At 69.0% G+C, this 20266-nt stretch carries 15 protein-coding genes; 12 read left to right on the top strand and 3 right to left on the bottom strand.

The window, feature by feature from the left end; genetic code table 11:
- The first annotated feature begins 882 nt into the window (after window positions 1-882).
- Genes ACQ0O7_RS41685 through ACQ0O7_RS41655 form a run of 7 tightly spaced genes read left to right on the top strand, consistent with a single transcriptional unit; the run spans window position 883 to window position 8357 of the window.
- Window positions 883-1824 carry a MurR/RpiR family transcriptional regulator gene (locus ACQ0O7_RS41685; protein ID WP_430791393.1) on the top strand — a complete coding sequence of 314 codons (942 nt, stop codon included), beginning with the start codon at window positions 883-885 and terminating at the stop codon, window positions 1822-1824.
- A 39-nt stretch (window positions 1825-1863) separates the two neighbouring features.
- Entirely contained in the window at window positions 1864-3177 is a 1314-nt protein-coding gene (locus ACQ0O7_RS41680) for an extracellular solute-binding protein (RefSeq protein WP_430791391.1), read from the top strand.
- A 57-nt stretch (window positions 3178-3234) separates the two neighbouring features.
- Complete coding sequence (locus tag ACQ0O7_RS41675; RefSeq protein WP_430791389.1) at window positions 3235-4206, top strand: carbohydrate ABC transporter permease; 972 nt, start codon at window positions 3235-3237, stop codon at window positions 4204-4206.
- Window positions 4206-5063: a carbohydrate ABC transporter permease gene (locus tag ACQ0O7_RS41670; RefSeq protein ID WP_430791387.1), complete on the top strand. Its 858-nt coding sequence runs from the start codon at window positions 4206-4208 to the stop codon at window positions 5061-5063. Before ACQ0O7_RS41675 ends, ACQ0O7_RS41670 begins: the two co-directional genes overlap by 1 nt.
- A gap of 15 nt (window positions 5064-5078) precedes the next feature.
- Window positions 5079-6515, top strand: a complete 1437-nt coding sequence (gene ngcE / locus ACQ0O7_RS41665; RefSeq protein WP_430791385.1) for an N-acetylglucosamine/diacetylchitobiose ABC transporter substrate-binding protein — start codon at window positions 5079-5081, stop codon at window positions 6513-6515.
- 28 nt (window positions 6516-6543) lie between these two features.
- Complete coding sequence (locus ACQ0O7_RS41660) at window positions 6544-7443, top strand: carbohydrate ABC transporter permease (RefSeq protein WP_430791383.1); 900 nt, start codon at window positions 6544-6546, stop codon at window positions 7441-7443.
- Between the two features lie 11 nt (window positions 7444-7454).
- Window positions 7455-8357, top strand: coding sequence for a carbohydrate ABC transporter permease (locus tag ACQ0O7_RS41655; protein ID WP_430791381.1), 903 nt, complete (start codon window positions 7455-7457; stop codon window positions 8355-8357).
- 44 nt (window positions 8358-8401) lie between these two features.
- Here the strand turns inward: ACQ0O7_RS41655 and ACQ0O7_RS41650 are convergent, their stop codons facing one another.
- The gene (locus ACQ0O7_RS41650; RefSeq protein ID WP_430791379.1) at window positions 8402-8917 is read right to left on the bottom strand and encodes a hypothetical protein; all 516 of its coding nucleotides are present in this window, start codon (window positions 8915-8917) and stop codon (window positions 8402-8404) included.
- A gap of 183 nt (window positions 8918-9100) precedes the next feature.
- Here ACQ0O7_RS41650 and ACQ0O7_RS41645 point away from each other — a divergent pair, with 183 nt between their 5' ends.
- The 3 genes from ACQ0O7_RS41645 to ACQ0O7_RS41635 all read left to right on the top strand — a co-directional run bounded on the left by ACQ0O7_RS41645 (window position 9101) and on the right by ACQ0O7_RS41635 (window position 16170).
- On the top strand, window positions 9101-10741 hold the full coding sequence (locus ACQ0O7_RS41645; protein ID WP_430791377.1) for a bifunctional 3'-5' exonuclease/DNA polymerase: 1641 nt from the start codon (window positions 9101-9103) through the stop codon (window positions 10739-10741).
- Window positions 10742-10889: 148 nt separating this feature from the next.
- A complete protein-coding gene (gene metH / locus ACQ0O7_RS41640) occupies window positions 10890-14465 on the top strand; it encodes a methionine synthase (RefSeq protein ID WP_430791397.1) in 3576 nt (1191 codons plus the stop codon).
- Window positions 14466-14985: 520 nt separating this feature from the next.
- Window positions 14986-16170, top strand: coding sequence for a zinc-dependent alcohol dehydrogenase (locus ACQ0O7_RS41635; protein WP_430791375.1), 1185 nt, complete (start codon window positions 14986-14988; stop codon window positions 16168-16170).
- An 11-nt stretch (window positions 16171-16181) separates the two neighbouring features.
- Here the strand turns inward: ACQ0O7_RS41635 and ACQ0O7_RS41630 are convergent, their stop codons facing one another.
- Window positions 16182-17003: a metal-dependent hydrolase gene (locus tag ACQ0O7_RS41630; protein WP_430791373.1), complete on the bottom strand. Its 822-nt coding sequence runs from the start codon at window positions 17001-17003 to the stop codon at window positions 16182-16184.
- A 111-nt stretch (window positions 17004-17114) separates the two neighbouring features.
- A complete protein-coding gene (locus tag ACQ0O7_RS41625) occupies window positions 17115-17528 on the bottom strand; it encodes a DUF1707 SHOCT-like domain-containing protein (protein ID WP_430791371.1) in 414 nt (137 codons plus the stop codon).
- A gap of 230 nt (window positions 17529-17758) precedes the next feature.
- Here ACQ0O7_RS41625 and ACQ0O7_RS41620 point away from each other — a divergent pair, with 230 nt between their 5' ends.
- Window positions 17759-19582, top strand: coding sequence for a sensor histidine kinase (locus ACQ0O7_RS41620; RefSeq protein WP_430791369.1), 1824 nt, complete (start codon window positions 17759-17761; stop codon window positions 19580-19582).
- A gap of 3 nt (window positions 19583-19585) precedes the next feature.
- Window positions 19586-20266, top strand: coding sequence for a response regulator (locus ACQ0O7_RS41615; RefSeq protein WP_430791367.1), 681 nt, complete (start codon window positions 19586-19588; stop codon window positions 20264-20266).

The raw sequence follows: 20266 nt of genomic DNA, 5'->3' as shown, positions 1-20266 counted from the left end.
GCGGCGTGGCTGCGGTGGGCGGCGTGGGTGTGGCAGTAAGCGGCGCAGGCACGGCGAGCGGCGTGGGTGCGGTGAGTGGCGGGGTGTGGCGGTGAGGGGCGCAGATGCGGCAAGCGGAGCGGTCGCGGCGAGGGGCGTGAACGAGGCGAGCGGCGTGGGCGCGGTGGGCGCGGTGGGCGCGGTGGGCGCGGTGGGCGGTGAGGGTTGATGCGCGGGTGGGGCTACCGGAGGTGGGTGCGGCGGGATGAGCGGGCCGGCCGCGGCGGGTTCGGTGGGTAGGGGCGCGGCGGGGTGAAGGGGAGCGGAGCGCGGCGGGGTGAGGGGGAGCGGAGCGCGGCGGGGTGAGGGGGAGCGGAGCGCGGCGGGGTGAGGGGGAGCGGGGTGCGGCCGGATGAGGGGGAGCGGGGTGCGGCCGGATGAGGGGGAGCGGGTGTGGGTGGGTGAGGGCGTTCGCATTCGCCCGGCGGGCGCCGGGCGGTCTGGAGCCGGGGTGGCGTCGCGGGGACGGCATGGGGCGGGGTGTTGTGGTTGTGGGGCCGTGGGGCGTACCGGAAATTTTTTTGATCTTGTTTCGGGTGTGACGGAGAGGTTTCGGCGCGTCACGAGGACCGACCGAAAGGACTACCTCGCGTCGGCCGAAAGGGCTAGCCAAACCCGCCGAACGTACCGGTAGAAAACGGGCGCAAGCCGGACATGTGATGGCGGCCACGTCGTAACAGTCATTTACGGATCGATGGTTGTCATCTGTGCCGTCCGAAACATCCGTTCATTCGCGCTGGTCGGGTAACGGTTTGAAAACTTCCTTCACAACCTTGACAGCAGGGGGCCGTTAGTAAGAACTTTTACCGCGACAGTAAACAGTCCTTCCTGAAAGGGTGTCCGATGGCTGAGCCGGAGATGGACGGCACCGCGGGGACCGCGGTCGCTGCCCGCAACGGTGTGAGCCACGGGCCCGCCGACGGGGTGCTCGCACGGGTCAGGACGCTGCTGCCGGACTTCACCGGGGCGCTGCAACGGGTCGCCGAGCAGGTGCTCACCGACCCGGCGGCGGCCTCCCGGGCCACCATCGTCGAGCTGGCCGAGCGCAGTGGCACCTCGCCGGCGACGGTCACCCGGTTCTGCCGGGCGGTCGGTTTCGACGGGTACGCGGACCTCCGCCTCGGCATCGCGGCGGAGACCGGCCGGGCACGCTCGGCCGGGTGGACCGTGGACATCGGCCGGGAGATCCAGCCGAACGACCCGCTCGAACGGGTCCTCGGGCAGATCATGGCGGCCGACACCCGGGCCATGCACGACACCGCCTCGCTGCTGGACCTGCGCGAGGTGGAGCGGGCCGCGGTGGCGATCGCCGCCGCGCCGCGGGTGAACATCTTCGGCGCCAGCGGAAGCGCGCTGGTCGGCGAGGAGATGCAGTTCAGTCTGCACCGCATCGGCATCCCGGTGTGGGCCTGGACCGACGTGCACAACGGTCTGGCCAGCGCCGCGCTGTCGAGGCCCGGCGACGTCGCGCTCGGCGTCTCGCACAGTGGCGGGACCGGCGAGACGATCGAGCTGCTCGCGGAAGCGAACAGCCGGGGCGCCACCACGATCGCGCTCACCAGCTTCCCCCGATCCCCGCTGGCCGAGTTGGCGGACATCGTCCTGCTCACCGCCACCCAGGCGACGACCTTCCGGCCGGACGCGCTCAGCGCCCGGCATCCCCAGCTGGTCGTTCTCGACCTGCTGTACGTGGCCGTCGCACAACGCACACACGAACGTTCGCACGCCGCGTTCCAGCGCACCGCTCAGGCGGTGCACGGGCACAAGGCCGTGAAGGACAGCTGAACCCCTTTGAAAACGCATGAATTCCCCTCGGGAGGAAAAGTGAAGCGCAAGATCGCGGTCGCGGCGGCGCTCGCCGCGTCACTGCTCGGTGTGGCCGCCTGTAGCGGTGGCGACACTGACGAGGGCGCGACCTCGGCCACCGGCAAGGTGGACGGCGCCGGCAAGACCATCAAGGTCTGGCTCATGGTCGACGCCGAGACCAGCTGGAAGGACGTCGTGGACGACGCCTCCAAGCGGTTCACCGAGGCCACCGGCGCGCAGGTCAACGTCGAGTACCAGCAGTGGGCGAACCACCTGACCAAGCTGGACGCCACCCTGGCCGGTTCGGACGTGCCGGACGTGGTCGAGCTGGGCAACACCGAGTTCCCCAAGTACGTGTTCTCCGGCGGCTTCGCCGAGCTGAACAAGACCGACTTCGAGAACTCCGACACCTGGCTGTCCGGCCTGTCCGGCGCCTGTGAGTCCGAGGGCAAGACCTACTGCGTGCCGTACTACGCCGGTGCCCGCGTGATGATCTACCGCACCGACCTGTTCGACAAGGCCGGCATCAAGGAAGCCCCGAAGACGTACGCCGACTTCCTCTCCGCCCTGGACAAGGTGCAGACCGGCAACGCGTCGGACAAGAAGTTCAGCGCGATCTACATGCCGGGCCAGTACTGGTACGCCGCGATGTCCTGGGTCAAGTCGACCGGTGGCGAGATCGCGAAGAAGGAGGGCGACCAGTGGGTCGGGCAGCTGTCCAGCCCGCAGTCGCAGGAGGGCCTGCAGCGCTGGGTCGACATGACCAAGAAGTACTCGAAGGCCGACCCGACCAAGAACGAGAACGAGCAGGGCGCCATCGTCGCGCAGGGCTCGGCCGGCGCCTTCTACGGCAACGGCTGGGAGCAGGGCGTCGCTGAGGAGACCCGCAAGGACCCGAACGACCCGAACTCCGAGCTGGTCCCGACCAAGGTCAAGGGCAAGCTGGCCGCCGCCCCGCTGCCCGAGGTGCCGTCGTTCCTCGGTGGCTCGAACCTGGGTGTGACCGCGAAGAGCACCAACAAGGAGCTCGCCGCGCAGTGGGTCAAGTACTTCACCGACAGCAAGTCGATGGAGGGCCTGGTCAAGGCCAGCGCGCTGCCGAACGCCTCCTCGCTGATGGACAAGGCCGCCACCGACAACCCGAAGCTGGCCGCGGCCGCGCTGTCGGCGAAGAACAGCTGGTTCCCGCCGAACGCCGAGAAGTGGGCGGACGTGGAGAAGGCCAGCATCCTGCAGACCATGCTGACCGACGTGCTGACCGGTAAGAAGTCGGTGGCCGACGGTGCCAAGTGGGCGGACGAGCAGATCGCCGCCACGCTCAACGAGGCCTGACGACGCCTGTGCCGCCTGTTCGAGAGGACAGGCGGCACACCGCACTGGAGGATCATGATGCAAGCCGTCGACTCCCGGCCCGCACCGGCACCGGCGCCCGCTCCGGTGAGAACCGCCGACCGATCCAGGACGAGGAGTCGGCGGGACGCCCGGACCGCCTGGCTGCTCGCCCTGCCCACCCTGCTGATCCTGATCGGCATGCTGGGCTACCCGCTCTACCGCATGATCGTGCTGTCGTTCCAGAACATGCGGCTGAGGGAGCTGTTCAGCGGCGCGACCCCGCCGTGGGCCGGTTTCGACCAGTACGCCAAGGCCCTGACCGACGACGTGTTCTGGACCATCGTGGCCCGGACCGCCGCCTTCACCGCCGTCTCGGTCACCCTGTCGGTGACGGCCGGGCTCGGCATCGCGCTGCTGATGCGCCGGGTCCATGCCAAGGTCCGGATCTTCATGATGATCGCGATGATGTTCGTCTGGGCGCTGCCCCAGCTGGTCGCGGCGCAGGCGTTCCGGTGGCTCACCGACTCCGACTTCGGCGTGCTGAACTACCTGTTCGCGCAGGTCTTCGGCGACCAGTGGCTGAACCACAGCTGGTTCGTCAACCCCTGGGAGGGCTGGGCGGTGATCACCACGCTGGTGGTCTGGGCCGGCATCCCGTTCCTGGCGATCTCGCTGAGCGCGGGCCTCACCCAGGTGCCGAAGGAGCTGATCGAGGCCGCGACGGTGGACGGCGCCTCGGCCTGGCAGACGCTGCGCAACATCACCCTGCCGATCCTGAAGCCGCTGCTCACCATCGTCACCACGCTGTCGGTGATCTGGAACTTCGGCCTGTTCACCCAGAACTGGGCACTGCGCGACAGCCACCCGGAGCCGGTCTACCAGACGCTGGCGACCTACTCGTACACGCAGGCGTTCGGTCGTTCCCTGTACAGCTACGGCTCGGCGATCTCGGTGATCACCGTGCTGCTGATGCTCGGCGTGATGGTGTTCTACATCCGCCAGATGTTCAAGATCGGAGAGGTGGACTGATGGCCCGCCACGACGACGGTGTGGTCACCGTCGGACGCAGCCGGATCGGCTCGTTCTTCGCCAACACCGGGGGCATCGTCTTCGGCCTCGTCATGATCTTCCCGGTCTACTGGGTGCTGAACACGGCGTTCAAACCGGACGCCGAGGTACGGGCGTTCACGCCCACGTTCTGGCCGGAGAACCCGACCCTGGACAACTTCCGGTCGGCGCTGGGCGAGGAGCACTTCCTGCCGAGCATGCTCAACGGACTGATCATCACCGCGATGGCGGTGGCCGCCGCGCTGGTGGTGGGCTTCCTGGCGGCGCTGGCGATCGCCCGGTTCAGCTTCTACGGGCGCAAGGCGATCATCCTGGTCGTGCTGGCCGTACAGCTGGTGCCGTTCCTGGCTCTGCTGATTCCGCTCTTTCTCATGTTGCAGGGCGCGAACCTGACCAACACTCTGGTCGGTGTGGCCCTGGTCTATCTGGTTCTGCTGCTGCCGTACACGGTGTGGACTCTGCGTGGTTTCATCTCCGGAATCCCCCGTGAACTGGACGAGGCGGCCATGATCGACGGGTGCACCCGGGCCCAGGTGTTCTGGAAGATCATCCTGCCGCTGACCGGTCCCGGACTGGTCGCCACCTCGGTGTACGGGTTCATCCAGGCGTGGAACGAGTTCATCATCATCAACACGCTGAACGACCCGAACCACCAGAACCTGATGGCCTGGCTGCTGTACAACCAGACCGAACGCGGCACCGCCTGGGGCCCCCTCATGGCCGGTGCGATCATCACCTCGATCCCCGTGGTGGTGTTCTTCCTGATCATCCAGCGCAATATCGCCACCGGTCTGACCGCGGGCGCCGTCAAGGGTTGACCCGAAAGGATATCGATGTCTGCTATTTCGAACTCTGAGCTGGACCGGCGTAGCCTGCTGCGCCGTGCCGCGGCGGTCGGCCTGGCGGCGACCCCGGCGGTGGGCATGCTGAGCGCCTGTGTCGGTGGCGGCTCCGAGGAGACCACCGGCGACCAGGCCACCGGGACGAAGTCGGCGGACAACCCGCTCGGCATCGACCCGAAGGCGCCGGTCGAGATCGTCATCTTCGACGGCGGTCTGGGCACCAAGTACGCGACCGACGTGGACACTCCGATCTACACCAAGAAGTGGCCGGAGTCGAAGGTCAACTACTCGGCCACCCAGGAGATCGGGACGGTCATCCAGCCCCGGCTCAACGCCGGCGACGCCCCCGACATGATCAACAACTCGGGCGCGAAGATGATGGACTTCGGCGCCATCGTCGCGGCCGGGCAGGCCCAGGACCTGACCGACCTGTTCGCCGCCCCGTCCTTCGACATCCCCGGCAAGACGGTCGCCGAGACGCTGGTGCCGGGCGCCATCGAGCAGGGCACCTACAGCGGCAAGCCGTACGCGGTGAACTACGCGTACACCGTCTTCGGTCTCTGGTACAACAAGGCCCTGTTCGAGAAGAACAGCTGGACCGTGCCGACCACCTGGGCCGAGTTCACCGCCCTGTGCGACCAGATCAAGGCCAAGGGCATCGTGCCTTTCGGGTACGCGGGCGCCAACGCCGGCTACTACATGGTCCGCGCCCTGCTGACCAGCGCCGGCAAGATCGGTGGAGAGCAGGCCCTGAAGGACATCGACAACCTGAAGCCGGGCGCCTGGACCGCTCCGGCCGTCCTGGAGGCCGCCAAGGCCTGGGGCGAGATCGGCAACAAGTACCTGGACAAGTCGTTCCTCGGCCTCAAGCACACCGAGGTCCAGCTGCGCCAGAACCAGGACAAGGTCGCCTTCTACCCGTGTGGCTCCTGGCTGGAGAACGAGCAGGCCAAGGACACCCCGCCGGGCTTCCAGTACGCGGTGGCCGCGTACCCGAGCGTGACCGCCTCGGACGCGCTGCCGGCGACCGCGCTGAACGCCGCGGCCGGTGAGATCTACTTCGCCTCGTCGAAGGGCAAGAACCCGCGCGGTGGCATGGAGTACCTGCGGGTGATGCTCTCCAAGGAGGCCGCCCTGGAGTTCACCAAGCTCACCAAGTCCCTGACCGTGGTCGCCGGCGCTGCCGACGGCGTCGAGATCTCCCCCGGCCTGACCAGCGCCAACGACGCGATCAACAAGGCCGGCAAGGACGTCTTCATGGGCTACCTGTTCGACACCTGGTACAAGAAGCTGCACGACGAGTCGCTGAGCGCGATCAACGAGCTGATGTTCAAGGGTGGCGACGCGCAGAAGTTCGCCGACCGGATGGAGGCCGCCGCGCAGGCGATCGCCAAGGACTCCTCGGTCCAGAAGCAGACCCGTAGCTGATCAGCTTCGTCACGTTAGGTAGAGCGCCATGCGACGCGGTAAGTATCCCTTCATCATCGGCTTCCTCGCCGTGCCCGTGGCGCTCTACGCCACCTTCGTGGTGGCGGCCTACATCCAGACCTTCCAGCTGGCCTTCACCAGCTGGTCCGGGTTCGGGGCGATCAAGTACGTCGGCTTCGACAACTTCGTGAAGCTGTGGAACGACGAGCTGTTCTGGAAGTCGCTGCGCCACAACGGTTTCCTGCTGCTCCTGCTGCCGATCGTGACGATCGCCATCGCCCTGGTCTTCGCCTTCCTGCTGAACGTGGGCGGAGGGAGCAAGGGCGGGGCCACCCAGGGCGTACGCGGATCCAAGTTCTACCGGGTGATCTTCTTCTTCCCGCAGCTGATGGCCCTCGCCATCGTGGCGGTGATCTTCGGCCGGGTGTTCTCGTCGGACAAGAGCGGCATGCTCAACGGCCTGTTCCCGGACTCGTGGCAGCCGTGGCTGTTCCTGGCCGACGAGCGCTGGGCGCTGACCACCATCCTGGTGGTGCTGGTCTGGCAGGCGGTCGGCTTCTACGTGGTGCTGTTCTCGGCCGGCATGGGCTCGATCGAGCACGACATCTACGAGGCCGCGGCCCTGGACGGGGCCACCAAGTTCACCCTGTTCTTCAAGATCACGCTGCCGCTGCTCTGGAACACCATCCAGACCGGCTGGGTCTACTTGGGCATCGCCGCGTTCGACGCGTTCGCCCTGGTCAACATCATGACCGTGGACCGTGGCGGACCCGACGGGGCGACCTCGGTGCTGGCCATGATGATCTACCGCAACACCTTCGAATACTCCCAGGTCGGTTACGCCTCCGCGCTCGGCGTGGTGCTGTTCTTCCTGACCCTGACCTTCGCCGCGATGACCCTGCGGGTCACCCGCCGTGAAGCTGTCTGAGAGGCGCTGCCATGAGTAACGTGACCACCATGGACGCCCCGGTCAAGGCCGCGCCTCCGCAGGAGAAGGTCCATCGTGAGGTGAAGGCCTTCAACGGCCTCGCGCACCTCGCCCTGGTCGCCTGGGCGCTGGTGACCGCCGGCCCGCTGATCTGGGTGGTGCTGGCCTCCTTCAAGAGCAACACCGAGATCTTCCTGGGCGAGCCGTTCGCGCTGCCGGCCACGTTCTCGCTGGAGACCTACATCTCCGCGTGGGACCAGGCACACATCGGCCGCTACTTCCTGAACAGCGTCTTCGTGGTGCTGGTCAGCACGGCCGGCACCATGCTGTTCGGGTCGATGGCGGCGTACGTGCTGGCCCGGTACTCGTTCTTCGGCAACCGGATCATCTACTACCTGTTCGTCTCCGGGCTGGCGTTCCCCACGTTCATGGCGCTCGGGCCGCTGTTCCACATCCTCAAGAACATGGGGCTGCTGAACACCTACCACGGCCTGATCATGGTCTACATCGCGTACAGCCTGCCGTTCACGATCTTCTTCCTGGCCGCGTTCTTCAAGACGCTGCCGCACGAGATCGACGAGGCCGCGACGGTCGACGGCGCCTCGCACACCCGCAAGTTCTTCCAGATCATGATGCCGATGGCGAAATCCGGCCTGGTCAGCATCACGATCTTCAACATCGTCGGGCAGTGGAACCAGTACCTGCTGCCCCTGGTGATCATGCAGGGGCAGGGCGCCGACCAGAAGTGGGTGCTCACCCAGGGCATCGCCAACATCTCCACCCAGGCCGGCTACCACGCGGAGTGGTCGACGCTGTTCGCGGCGCTGACGCTGAGCATCATCCCGATGATCGTCGTCTACGCCATCTTCCAGCGGCAGATCCAGGCCGGCCTGACCGCCGGCGCCGTCAAGTAGGGCTCACCGCGGCATCGGGCCGGCGTCACCGCCGGCCCGCTCCGTCATCTCTGATTCAGATCGGCATTGGTGACGATCTGGAAAGCGAGAATCAGAACCAGCGTGATCTCGGCTGTCATCACCACTGCGGCCAGGACCGACACGTCGCCCCGGGATATGCGTACCGCGATTCCGGTGAATGCCGGAACGCAGAACACGATGAGGTCGACGCCGAGTTGAAAGACCTTGCGGGTACGGCGCCGGCGATCGGATCGGTGGGACGACTCCCAGCCGAACAGTTGCTGATCGGAATTGGTCGCCGCGGATAATCGAGGGCTCAGATCGGTGCGGATGTACCGGCCGATCGCCGAGATCTTCTCGTCGTTCACCAGGTATGTCCAGCCCAGGACGACACAGCAGGGCGCGAGCGCGAGCAGGAGGTCGTCGATCTGGGCCTGATGTGTGCCGACCCCGATCGCCGCGATTGAGGCGAGGGTGGCATAGATCAGATTGTCGCGCGTGCCGATGCGCTGAATCTGCTCCTCTTTGAGCCGTTCGTATTCGGCGATCAAGGCGTCCACATGCTCAGCCCCATCCGCGAAGGTCGAATGAACGGAGTCGCCGCGTACAGCGGAATCTCATTATCACCGATCAATTCGGCGATGGAGATCGAAAGCGGGTGGTTACTTTTTTCAGCCGGGCCGGGACCGGCTTGCCGGCCGGGCGACCGCCGAACTGTCATACCCAGGGATGAAGATGTCCCTGTGCTGATCGCGGTCGTCCCTGATCCCGGCGGCCGCGGAGGCGTCCTGGCGGAGCTGACCCCGGGCGGCCGGCCCCGGCATGCCGCCGATCTGGCGGCCGCGATCGCCGAGCGGGAGACCGCCGATCAGCCCCGCTGGGTCTGGAGCAGCACCGCGGACATCTACCCGGCGCTGCTGCGGGACGGGGTGCGGGTCGCGCGCTGCCACGACCTCGAACTCGCCGAGGCGCTGCTGTCCGGGCACGCCGGCCGCTGGGGTGAGCCGCGCGGGGTGGCCGCCGCGCTGGCGCGGATGCGCGGGCTTCCGGTGCCGCCGGACCGACTGCGGCCGGAGGCCGAGCCGCCGGGATTCGCGCAGGTCGCGCTCTTCGACGCGGTTCCGGCCGCGGCGGTGGGGATTCAGGACCTGATCGCGGTGTACGAGGAACAGGCTCGCCGGATCGCCGCGCTGGAGTCGCCCGGCCGTTTCCGGATGCTCGTGGCGGCCGAGTCGGCGGGGGCGCTGATCGCCGTGGAGATGGGCCGGGCCGGGCTGCCGTGGCGCGCCGACGTGCACGACCAGCTGTTGCGGGAGCTGCTCGGGCCGCCGCAGCCGGTCGGGCCGCCCCGGCGGCTGGCCGAGCTGACCGCCGAGATCAACGCCGCCTTCGGGACCCGCGGGCTGCACCCGGACTCGCCGGCCGAGGTGGTGAAGGCCTTCCACCGGGCCGGCATCGACGTGCCGAACACCCGGCGGTGGGTGCTGGGCCGGGTCGACCATCCGGCGGTGGCGCCGCTGCTGGAGTTCAAGGAGCTGTACCGGATCTGGACCGCGCACGGGTGGGCCTGGTGCGACGCGTGGGTGCGCGACGGCCGGTTCCGCCCGGAGTACGTGCCGGGCGGTGTCGTCTCCGGCCGCTGGGCGACCCGCGGCGGCGGCGCGCTGCAGGTGCCGAAGGTGGTGCGCCGGGCGGTGATCGCCGACCCGGGGTGGCGGTTCGTGGTGGCCGACGCGGGACAGCTGGAGCCCCGGGTGCTGGCCGCGGTCTCCGGGGACGCCCGGCTGGCCCGGGCCGCGGCGGCGGGTGACCTGTACGCGGCGCTGGCCACCGATTCGTTCGACGGTGACCGGGGCAAGGCCAAACTGGCGCTGCTGGGCGCGATGTACGGGCAGACCGGCGGCGACGCCGTCCCGGCCCTGGCCGTGCTGCGCCGGCATTACCCGACCGCTTTCGAGTACGTGGAGGCAGCCGCCCGCACCGGTGAGGCGGGCGGCCTGGTCCGGTCCTGGCTGGGCCGCACCTGCCCGCCGGCGTCCCGGGCCGGGCAGGACGCCGGGCTGGACCCGCCGGACGAGGCGGCTCCGCCGCCGGGCCGGGCACGCGGGCGATTCACCCGAAACTTCGTGATCCAGGCCACAGCCGCCGAATGGGCCCTGGTGCTGCTCGCGACGTTGCGGACCGCGCTGGAGGGCACCGCCGCCGAACTCGTCCTGTTCGTGCACGACGAGGTGGTGGTGCACTGCCCCGCTGAGCAGGCCGAGGCGGTGGTGGCGGCGGTCCACGAGTGCGCGCTCACGGCCGGCCGGTTGCTGTTCGGCGCCACCACGGTTCGTTTTCCTCTGGATGTCTCAGTGGTTGGTGCGTACTCCGACGCGAAGTGAAAAGGTGGGTATCGTTGACGGTCCGGCCGAGAGGCGCTGCAGCGGGCCCACCCGTCACGCTCGACCGGTGATCAACCCGAAACAAGGGCGCCTCCGACTCATATCGGAGGTGTTGGCGTTGACTCAGACCGTCATGCAGCTGCGTGAGATGCTCGCCGAGCGGGTCCTGGTGCTGGACGGCGCCTGGGGCACGATGCTTCAGGGCGCGAAACTCGCCCCGGACGATTACCGCGGCGAGATGATCCCCGAGGATCATCCGAAAGACGTCACCGGTGACCCCGACCTGCTGATCCTGACCCGGCCGGACGTGATCCTCGACGTCCACCGGCAGTACCTGGCGGCCGGTGCCGACATCACCACCACCAACACGTTCACCGCGACCGGTATCGCCCAGGCCGATTACGGGCTGGAGCACCTGGTCCGCGACATGAACGTGCAGGGCGCCCGGCTGGCCCGGCAGGCCGCCGACGAGGCGACCGCCCGGGACGGGAGGCCGCGGTTCGTGGCCGGGTCGGTGGGCCCGCTCAACGTGACCCTGTCGCTGTCGCCGAAGGTCGAGGACCCGTCGTACCGCGCGGTCACCTACGACCAGGTCAAGGCGACGTACGCCGAGCAGATGTCGGCGCTGGCCGAGGGCGGCGTCGACCTGTTCATGATCGAGACGATCTTCGACACGCTGAACGCCAAGGCGGCCGTCGCGGCGGCCCGCGAGGTCGCCCCGGAGATCCCGCTGTGGATCTCGGTGACGATCGTGGACCTCTCCGGCCGGACCCTCTCCGGCCAGACCGTGGAGGCCTTCTGGCGCTCCATCGAGCGGGCCCGGCCCCTGGTCGTCGGGGTGAACTGTGCGCTCGGCGCGGCCGAGGCCCGCCCGCACGTCGCCGACCTGGCCCGGTTCTCCGACACGTTCGTGGCCTCGCACCCCAACGCCGGGCTGCCCAACGCGTTCGGCGGGTACGACCAGACCCCGGCCGAGACCGGTGAACTGCTCGCCGGGTTCGCCGCCGACGGCCTGGTCAACATCGTCGGAGGCTGCTGCGGCACCACCCCGGCACACATCGCCGCCATCGCGACAGCGGTCCAGGGCGCGGCCCCGCGGGTGATCGACCCGCCCGCGCCGACCACCCGGTTCAGCGGCCTGGAGCCGTTCGCGATCGGCCCGGACACCGGCTTCGTCATGATCGGCGAGCGCACCAACGTGACCGGTTCGGCCAAGTTCCGCCGGCTGATCGAGGCCGACGACCACCAGGCCGCCGTCGACGTGGCCCTGGAGCAGGTGCGCGGCGGCGCCAACCTGCTCGACGTCAACATGGACGCCGACCTGCTCGACAGCGAGCGGGCGATGACCACCTTCCTCAACCTGATCGCGACCGAGCCCGAGGTGGCCCGCATCCCGATCATGATCGACAGCTCGAAGTGGTCGGTCCTCGAAGCCGGCCTCAAATGTGTCCAGGGCAAGGGCGTGGTCAACTCGATCAGCCTGAAGGAGGGCCCCGAGGCCTTCCTGGAGCACGCCCGCCAGATCCGGGCCTTCGGCGCCGGAGCCGTGGTGATGGCCTTCGACGAGCAGGGCCAGGCCGACACCACCGAACGCAAGGTCGAGATCTGCGCGCGCGCCTACGACCTGCTCGTCGAGGACGGTTTCGACCCGACCGACATCATCTTCGACCCGAACGTGCTCGCGGTCGCCACCGGCATCTCCGAACACAACGGGTACGCCAAGAACTTCCTCGAAGCCCTGCCGCTGATCAAACAACGGTGCCCCGGCGCCCGTACCAGCGGTGGCATCTCGAACCTGTCCTTCGCCTTCCGGGGCAACGACGTGGTGCGCGAGGCCATGCACTCGGCGTTCCTGTTCCACGCGGTCAAGGTCGGCCTGGACATGGGCATCGTCAACGCCGGCCAGCTCGCAGTCTACGAGGACATCCCCGCTGACCTGCTGGAACTCGTCGAGGACGTGATCTTCGACCGTCGGGAGGACGCCACCGACCGTCTCGTCACCTTCGCGTCCACGGTCACCGGCTCCGGCGCCAAGCGTGAGGTCGACCTGTCCTGGCGTGACGCGCCGGTCGAGAAACGGCTCAGCCACGCCCTGGTGCACGGCATCGTCGACTTCATCGAAGCGGACACCGAGGAGGCCCGGCAGACTCTGTCCCGGCCGCTCGACGTCATCGAAGGCCCGCTGATGGACGGCATGGGCATCGTCGGCGACCTGTTCGGCTCCGGCAAGATGTTCCTGCCGCAGGTGGTCAAGAGCGCCCGCGTGATGAAACGGTCGGTCGCTTATCTGCTGCCCTTCATGGAGGACGAGAAGCAAGCCGGCTCCCGCGGCCAGGGCAAGGTGGTGCTCGCCACCGTCAAGGGCGACGTCCACGACATCGGCAAGAACATCGTCGGCGTGGTCCTCGGCTGCAACAACTACGAGGTCATCGACCTCGGCGTGATGGTGCCCACCGCCAAGATCCTGGAGACCGCGATCGCCGAGGGCGCCGACGCCATCGGCCTGTCCGGCCTGATCACCCCGTCGCTGGACGAGATGGTCGCGGTCGGGGCCGAGATGCAGCGCCGGGGCCTCAAGGTCCCGTTGCTGATCGGCGGCGCCACCACGTCCAAGCAGCACACCGCGGTCCGGATCGCCCCGGCGTACGACGGATCCACCGTTCACGTGCTGGACGCCTCCCGGGTCGTCGGGGTGGTCTCCGACCTGCTCGACCCGGACCGCGCGGTGAAGCTCGACGAGGCCAACCGGGACGAGCAGCAGCGGCTCCGCGAGCAGCACGAGAAGCGGCACTCGCAGCCGCTGCTCACCCTGGCCCAGGCCCGCGCCAACCGGGAGAAGGTCGACTTCCAGGACCTGCCCACCCCCCGATTCACCGGGGTACGCGAGGTCGCGCCCACCATCGCCGAACTGCGCGCCATGATCGACTGGCAGTTCCTCTTCCTGGCCTGGGAACTCAAGGGCAAGTACCCGGCCATCCTGGACCAGCCGGTCGCCCGTGAACTGTTCGACGACGCCAACACCATGCTCGACCAGATCATCGCGCAGGGCTCGTTCCAGGCTCGTGGCGTCTACGGCTTCTGGCCGGCACACGCCGACGGCGACGACATCCTGCTGGCGAACGGGGCGTCCTTCCCGATGCTGCGCCAGCAGACCGAGAAGCCGGCCGGGCGTGCCAACCGGTGCCTCGCCGACTATGTCGGCCCGGCCGGCTCGGGTGACCACCTGGGCGGTTTCGCGGTGGCCATCCACGGCGCCGACAAGCTGGCCGCTCGCTATGAGGTCGAACACGACGACTACCGGGCCATCATGGTCAAGGCGCTGGCCGACCGCTTGGCCGAGGCGTTCGCCGAATATCTGCACCTGAAGGCCCGCCGCGACTGGTTCGAACCGGACGCGCAGCCGGTCCTGGCGGATCTGCACGCCGAACGGTTCCGCGGCATCCGCCCGGCCCTCGGCTACCCCGCCTGTCCCGACCACAGCGAGAAGCGCGACCTGTTCGAGCTGCTCGGCACGTCGGCGATCGGCGTAGGCCTGACCGAGTCGTTCGCGATGACCCCGGCCGCCGCCGTCAGTGGCCTGATCTTCGCCCACCCCGACGCGAAATACTTCACCGTCGGCCGCCTCGGCAAGGACCAGATCGAGGACTACGCCACCCGCCGCGGCATCCCGGTCGACGAGGCCGAACGCTGGCTGCGCCCCAACCTGGCCTACTCGATCGACTGACCGCCCACCGGCCGGCCCGGCGAGCACCCGCGGTCGCACAGCCCCACGCTCGCCCACCACCCGAACCGGCCTCGGCTCCGGGACCGGCCTCGGCTCCGGGACCGGCCTCGGCTCCGGGACCGGCCTCGGCTCCGGGACCGGCCTCGGCTCCGGGACCGGCCTCGGCCCCGGCCCCGGCCCCGGCCCCGGCCCCGGCCCCGGCCCCGGCCCCGGGACCGGAACCCTCGGCGCGTGCGGCGGCCCCCACAGCCGCCGCCCGCCGGGCCCATGCCGAGACTGTCCGTGCGGCGCCCTCGTGGCCCGCACCGGCGCGGCCCGTTTCACCGCGCTCGTGCGCGCGCCGGCCGTGACATCTCGGCTGGTGCGCATTCCGGTCGTGTCATCGTGGTTCGTGCACGCCGGTCGTGTCATCGTGGTTCGGGTGCGCCGGTCGTGTCATCGGGGTTCGTGCACGCGCCGGCTGGGGCATCGCGGCCCGTGCGGGCCGTTTCGGCCGGAACCCTCCGGGCATCCGCGAAGTATGCGAGCACTGACCTGGCAAGGCACCGGCAAAGTCGCCGTGGAGACCGTCCCCGACCCGAGGATCGAAGAACCGACAGACGCCATCGTGCGGATCACCTCCACCGCCATCTGCGGCTCCGACCTGCACCTCTACGACGTACTCGGGATGTATCTGGATCCGGGCGACGTGCTCGGGCACGAGCCGATGGGGATCGTAGAGGAGGTCGGCGCCGGGGTGACCCACATCCGCCCGGGAGACCGGGTGGTGATCCCGTTCAACATCTCGTGCGGGCAGTGCTGGATGTGCACCCGCGGCTTCTACGCCCAGTGCGAGACCACACAGACCCGGTCGCAGGGCACCGGCGCGTCCCTCTTCGGATACACCAAGCTTTACGGCCAGGTGCCGGGTGGGCAGGCTGAATTCCTGCGGGTGCCGCAAGCCCACTTCGGGCCGATCCGGGTGCCGGAGGGGCATCCCGACGAGCGCTATCTGTTCCTCTCCGACGTGCTGACCACCTCGTGGCAGGCGGTGCGGTACGCCGATGTCGAACCGGGCGACACCGTCCTGGTCACCGGCCTCGGGCCGATCGGGCAGATGTCCGCCCGGATCGCCCGGCACCTGGGCGCGGGCCGGGTGATCGCGGTGGACAGCGTGCCGGAACGGCTGGCCATGGCCGAACGCAACGGCATCGAGACCCTCGACATGCGGACGGTCGAGGACGTCCCCGACGCGGTCCGCCAGCTCACTCACGGCCGTGGCGCCGACCGGGTGATCGAGGCCGTCGGCATGGAGGCGCACGGCTCGCCGCTCCAGTCGGCCGCGATGAAGGCCGCCGGGCTGCTTCCCGACCCGCTGGCCCGGAAAGCCACCGAGACCATCGGCGTCGACCGGATGGCCGCGCTGAACACCGCCTTCGGCGCGGTCCGCCGGGCCGGCACGGTCTCCATCATCGGGGTGTACGGCGGCAACGCCGACCCGGTCCCGATGATGGATCTCTTCGACAAGGGCGTCACCCTGCGCATGGGCCAGGCCCACGTGAAGCGCTGGGTCGACGACATCATGCCGCTGCTCACCGGTCACGACGACCCGTTGGGTGTGGACGACCTGGTCACCCACCGGCTGCCGTTGGAGGACGCGCCGCGGGCCTACGACATGTTCAAGCAGAAGGACGACGGCTGTATCAAAGTCGTCCTCAAGCCCTGACGCCGCTCGCCCTACTTGCTGGCCCAGACGTCCAGGTTGAGTTTCTCCAGGAGGCTCGGGATGAACAGGCCGGCGATCGAGAGCAGTGAGATGGCCGTGAAGACGGTGCGCAGGATGACGACCTCGACCTTGCCGCCGACCTTCACGGCCATCTTGTTCGGGATGCCGATCATCATCCACATACGACGTTTGATCGGGATCGGCCAGAGGATGGGCACACCGTTCTTGGTGATCATGTCGCCCAGGATGTGGACGAAACAGCCGACGCCGACAGCCATCCCCAGCAGCGGATAGCCACGGTTGCCGTCCAGGTTCGCGGCGGTGAACCAGGCGATCAACGCCGACGCCAGGGTCACGATCACCCAGCCGGCCCGCTCCGCCCACTTGTCGAAGAGCCCGCGCAGTGCCAGACCGGCCATGAAGAAGACGATGCCGACGACGGCCCACTCGCCGTACTTCGAGGCCAGTGTGGTGGTGCCCCAGCCGATCAGCAGACAGAACGGGATGGTGTGAGTGAACGTGCGGTGGCCGTTGTTGCGCCGCGGATCCCGGCTGAGCTTGGTCGCCGTGTAGACGCCCAGGGAGAACTTCTCCACCACCTCGGCCACGAACAGCGAGGCCACCCCGAACGTCCGGGCGACGGTCGCCCCGCCCTGATTCTTCGTCACCTTGCCGGACAGGTCGAGGTCGGGCAGAAGCGCGCCACCGGCGCAGATCGCCGTGCCGACGGCCACCTCCAGCGGCGACTGACTCACGTTGGCGAACTGGTCGAGCGCCCAACTGCCGGCCAGCCAGGCGGCCGAACCCGAGAGCGCGTGCGACGGACCCATCATCTGCGTTGTCCCTCCCCGAACAAAACTGCGCAACTCTCGCAGAGCCGGGGATGAAGATCAACGTCTGGGGGAGCGTGTCGCACGTGGGGTCGGCCACCCGACAGTCGTCGATCATCGGTGATGTCCGTGGCCGAACGAGTACTCCGGGCGCCACCGGCCGTACCTCGCGTGCTTGAAAAGGCCGACGACCAGGAACGTCAGTGGAATCGCCGGCCAGTAGAACGCGGCCCCGGACAGCATCCACAACGCCGTCATGACACCGGCGGCGATCAGGATGAAACTCGCGTGCCGGCGCAGCGACCGGCGCGTCGAGGGCGCCTTGACGAGTGCCCGCCGTCCGGCGCCGGGCAGGTCGGCGGTGAGAGCGGTGAGCTCGTCACCGAACTTGGCGGCATAGGCCGCGGCCAGCCGCTCCTCACCCTCGGTCAGGTCGAGGCGGCCCTCGCCGATGGCGGCGCGCAGGATCTCGGCGACGGTCTCCCGCTCGGCGTCGGACGTGCGCAGCCGGGTCGTCACAGTTGACATCTGATGCTCCTCAGTTCGGGGGTCGCTGTCCGCACACCAGAGTCCCGCTCGAGCGGGCTTCGCGCGTCGGCCCGGCGGAGCATTCGTTCGGCGTAGATTTCCGCCGGATCCGATCTTCGGCGTACGCCCGGGGGAGTAGACGGTCCATGGCGGATCGGCCCAGGGGCGTACCGGAAAACCCTTCTCCGCTCCGATGCCGGTGGCGTACGAGCTCACGTAGTTTCGTGGCCATGAGGCACACAGGCGGTCACACCCCGTGGGCACAGGGCGTCGACTGGGCGTTCCCGGGCCCGGGCCGGCAGAGCCGGCGGCGTAGGCGACACGCCGACTGGCCGCCCGGCGCCGTCATCGTGGCGTCGATCTTCCACCTGGCCGGCACCGACGATCTCGCCGATCGCGGAGGGTTCCACCTCGCGTTCAGCCCGGCGGTCTACGCGCTGCTGCTGATCGGCCCGGTCGCGCTGTTCTGGCGGCGGAAGGCGCCGATGGCGGCGTTCGCCGTCGGCGCGGTCGCCTCGCTGATCGTCGCGACCAGGGCCGAGCCGCACTGGACATACGCGGTGGCCCCCGCCATGGCCCTGTTCACCCTGGCCCGGCAGGGCCGGCGAACCGCCGCGTGGATCGCCGCCGCGGTGGCCTGGGCCGCCTACCTGGTGATCACCGGGGCCCTCGCCGGGCCGCTCGGGCTGCCCGGCGGAGTCGGCGTCGGCCCCCGTGAGCTGCTGCTGGCCGCGGTGGGCACGGCCGGCACGGTGCTGGCCGGCATCTTCTCCGAGTCCCACCGCGAGCGGCTGTCCGTCCTGGCCCGCGCCCGCGAGGAGGAGCAGCGTGCCAGGACCGAACAGAAACGGAGGCAGGAGTCGGAGGAACGGTTGCTGATGGCACAGGAGTTGCATGACGTCCTCGGCCATCACCTGTCATTGATCAACGTGCAGGCGGGGGTGGGGCTGCACTTGATGGACAGCCGGCCGGAGCAGGCGCGTGAGGCCCTGACCGCGATCAAGGCGGCGAGTGCGGAGGCGTTGCGCGAGGTGCGTTCCGTGCTGGGCGTGCTCCGCCGGGAGGGCGAGGCCGCGCCACGGCAGCCCACGCTGGGGCTGACCCGTCTGACCGACCTGACCACCGATGCCGGTTTCCCGGTGACCACCCGCACCACCGGCTGGCCACGTGCACTGCCGGCCGAGGTGGACCGGGCCGCCTACCGCATCGTGCAGGAGGCCCTGACCAACGTCCGCCGGCACGCCGGCCCGTCGCCGTCGGTGCTGCTGGAGATCGCCTACGAGAGAGACGCCCTGACCTTGACGATCACCGACACGGTGTCCGGTCCGTCATCGGTGCTCGAGCGCCCGTCTGAACTCGGTGCCGCGCCAACATCTGGTTCCACGCCGGGATCTGGTTCCGCGCTCGCATCGGGTTCCGCGCTCGCATCGGGTTTTACGCTGGGACATGGTTCCGCGTCCGGATCTGTCTCCGTCTCGGCACCCGGTGCCGCCTCGGGGACGGGCGCCGGGGACGACGAGGGCAACGGGATCACCGGAATGCGTGCGCGGGCCGAGAGTCTCGGCGGCCGGTTCTCTGCGGGGCCACGGCCGGATGGTTGCGGCTTTCTGGTCACTGCCACGCTGCCCGCGCCGTCTCCATCCACCTTCGATCAGTCGGGCACCTTCCCTGCCCCTGAGCATGCCGCCGATGCGAGTGGTCCAGGTCGCGACGGTGAGGGATCCGGTGATGGGTGGGCCGGAGATGGGGGATCTGGCGGTGGGTGGGCCGGGGATGGGGGATCCGGTGGTGGGTGGGCCGGAGATGGGGGATCCGGTGGTGGGTGGGCCGGGGATGGGAGATCCGGTGGTGGGTTGGTCGAGGGCGGGGGATCCGCCGGTGAGGGGAGTTCGGACAGCCGGAGCGGATTCGGTGGGCTGGGGGATTCCTGTGCGGGACGGGGGAGCGGTGATGTCGGCGGTTCGAGTGCGGGCGGCGGAGTTGGCGGCGTCGTGCGTGGGCGGTCGGGCCCGCGATGGTGGAGCGGGCGTGAGCGGGCCGGTGGGAGAGGGTGACCGATGATCTCGGTGGTTCTGGTCGATGATCAGGCGCTGGTGCGGGCCGGGTTCCGGGCTCTGCTCGACGCCGAGCCGGATATCGACGTGGTGGGGGAAGCGGCTGACGGGCTGCGAGCCGTGGAAGTGGTGCGGGCGGCTCGGCCCGATGTCGTTCTGATGGATATCCGGATGCCCGGAGTGGACGGTCTCGAAGCCACCCGGCGGATCGCGGCCGAGGCTGAGCTGGCGGCTACCCGGGTGGTCATTCTTACTACGTTCGAGCTGGACGAGTATGTGTTCGAGGCGTTGCGGACCGGGGCATCGGGGTTTCTCGTCAAGGACACCGAGCCGGTGGAACTCCTGCGGGGGATCCGGGCGGTCGCGGCGGGAGACGGGCTGCTCTCGCCGAGTGTCACCCGGCGGGTGATCGGCTCCTTCGTGACGTCGGCGGCGGCTCAAGGGCGGCAACCGGAGCCGCCCCGCGAACTGGAACAGCTCACCGATCGGGAACGGGAGGTGCTGGTACTGGTAGCTGAAGGGCTGTCCAACGACGAGATCGCGGGGCGGCTGGTGATCAGTCCGGCCACCGCGAAGACACACGTCAGCCGGACGATGATCAAGCTGGGTGCGCGGGATCGGGCTCAGCTCGTCGTCTACGCCTACGAGGCCGGGCTGATCCGTCCGGGGTGGATGACCGGATGA

Origin of the sequence: Actinoplanes sp. G11-F43 (assembly GCF_050589265.1) — a bacterium.
In the GTDB taxonomy this organism is placed as follows: Bacteria; Actinomycetota; Actinomycetes; order Mycobacteriales; family Micromonosporaceae; genus Actinoplanes.
The sequence above is the reverse complement of the archived record's forward strand: the minus strand, read 5'-3'. Positions and strand labels throughout refer to the sequence as shown.

Excerpts from the sequence above, each read along its gene's own strand:
- ACQ0O7_RS41685 (WP_430791393.1), top strand. The coding sequence starts at position 883 with ATGGCTGAGCCGGAGATGGACGGCACCGCGGGGACCGCGGTCGCTGCC.
- ACQ0O7_RS41675 (WP_430791389.1), top strand. The coding sequence starts at position 3,235 with ATGCAAGCCGTCGACTCCCGGCCCGCACCGGCACCGGCGCCCGCTCCG.
- ACQ0O7_RS41670 (WP_430791387.1), top strand. The coding sequence starts at position 4,206 with ATGGCCCGCCACGACGACGGTGTGGTCACCGTCGGACGCAGCCGGATC.
- ngcE (WP_430791385.1), top strand. The coding sequence starts at position 5,079 with ATGTCTGCTATTTCGAACTCTGAGCTGGACCGGCGTAGCCTGCTGCGC.
- ACQ0O7_RS41660 (WP_430791383.1), top strand. The coding sequence starts at position 6,544 with ATGCGACGCGGTAAGTATCCCTTCATCATCGGCTTCCTCGCCGTGCCC.
- ACQ0O7_RS41655 (WP_430791381.1), top strand. The coding sequence starts at position 7,455 with ATGAGTAACGTGACCACCATGGACGCCCCGGTCAAGGCCGCGCCTCCG.
- metH (WP_430791397.1), top strand. The coding sequence starts at position 10,890 with ATGCTCGCCGAGCGGGTCCTGGTGCTGGACGGCGCCTGGGGCACGATG.
- ACQ0O7_RS41635 (WP_430791375.1), top strand. The coding sequence starts at position 14,986 with ATGCGAGCACTGACCTGGCAAGGCACCGGCAAAGTCGCCGTGGAGACC.
- ACQ0O7_RS41630 (WP_430791373.1), bottom strand. The coding sequence starts at position 17,003 with ATGATGGGTCCGTCGCACGCGCTCTCGGGTTCGGCCGCCTGGCTGGCC.
- ACQ0O7_RS41625 (WP_430791371.1), bottom strand. The coding sequence starts at position 17,528 with ATGTCAACTGTGACGACCCGGCTGCGCACGTCCGACGCCGAGCGGGAG.
- ACQ0O7_RS41620 (WP_430791369.1), top strand. The coding sequence starts at position 17,759 with ATGAGGCACACAGGCGGTCACACCCCGTGGGCACAGGGCGTCGACTGG.
- ACQ0O7_RS41615 (WP_430791367.1), top strand. The coding sequence starts at position 19,586 with ATGATCTCGGTGGTTCTGGTCGATGATCAGGCGCTGGTGCGGGCCGGG.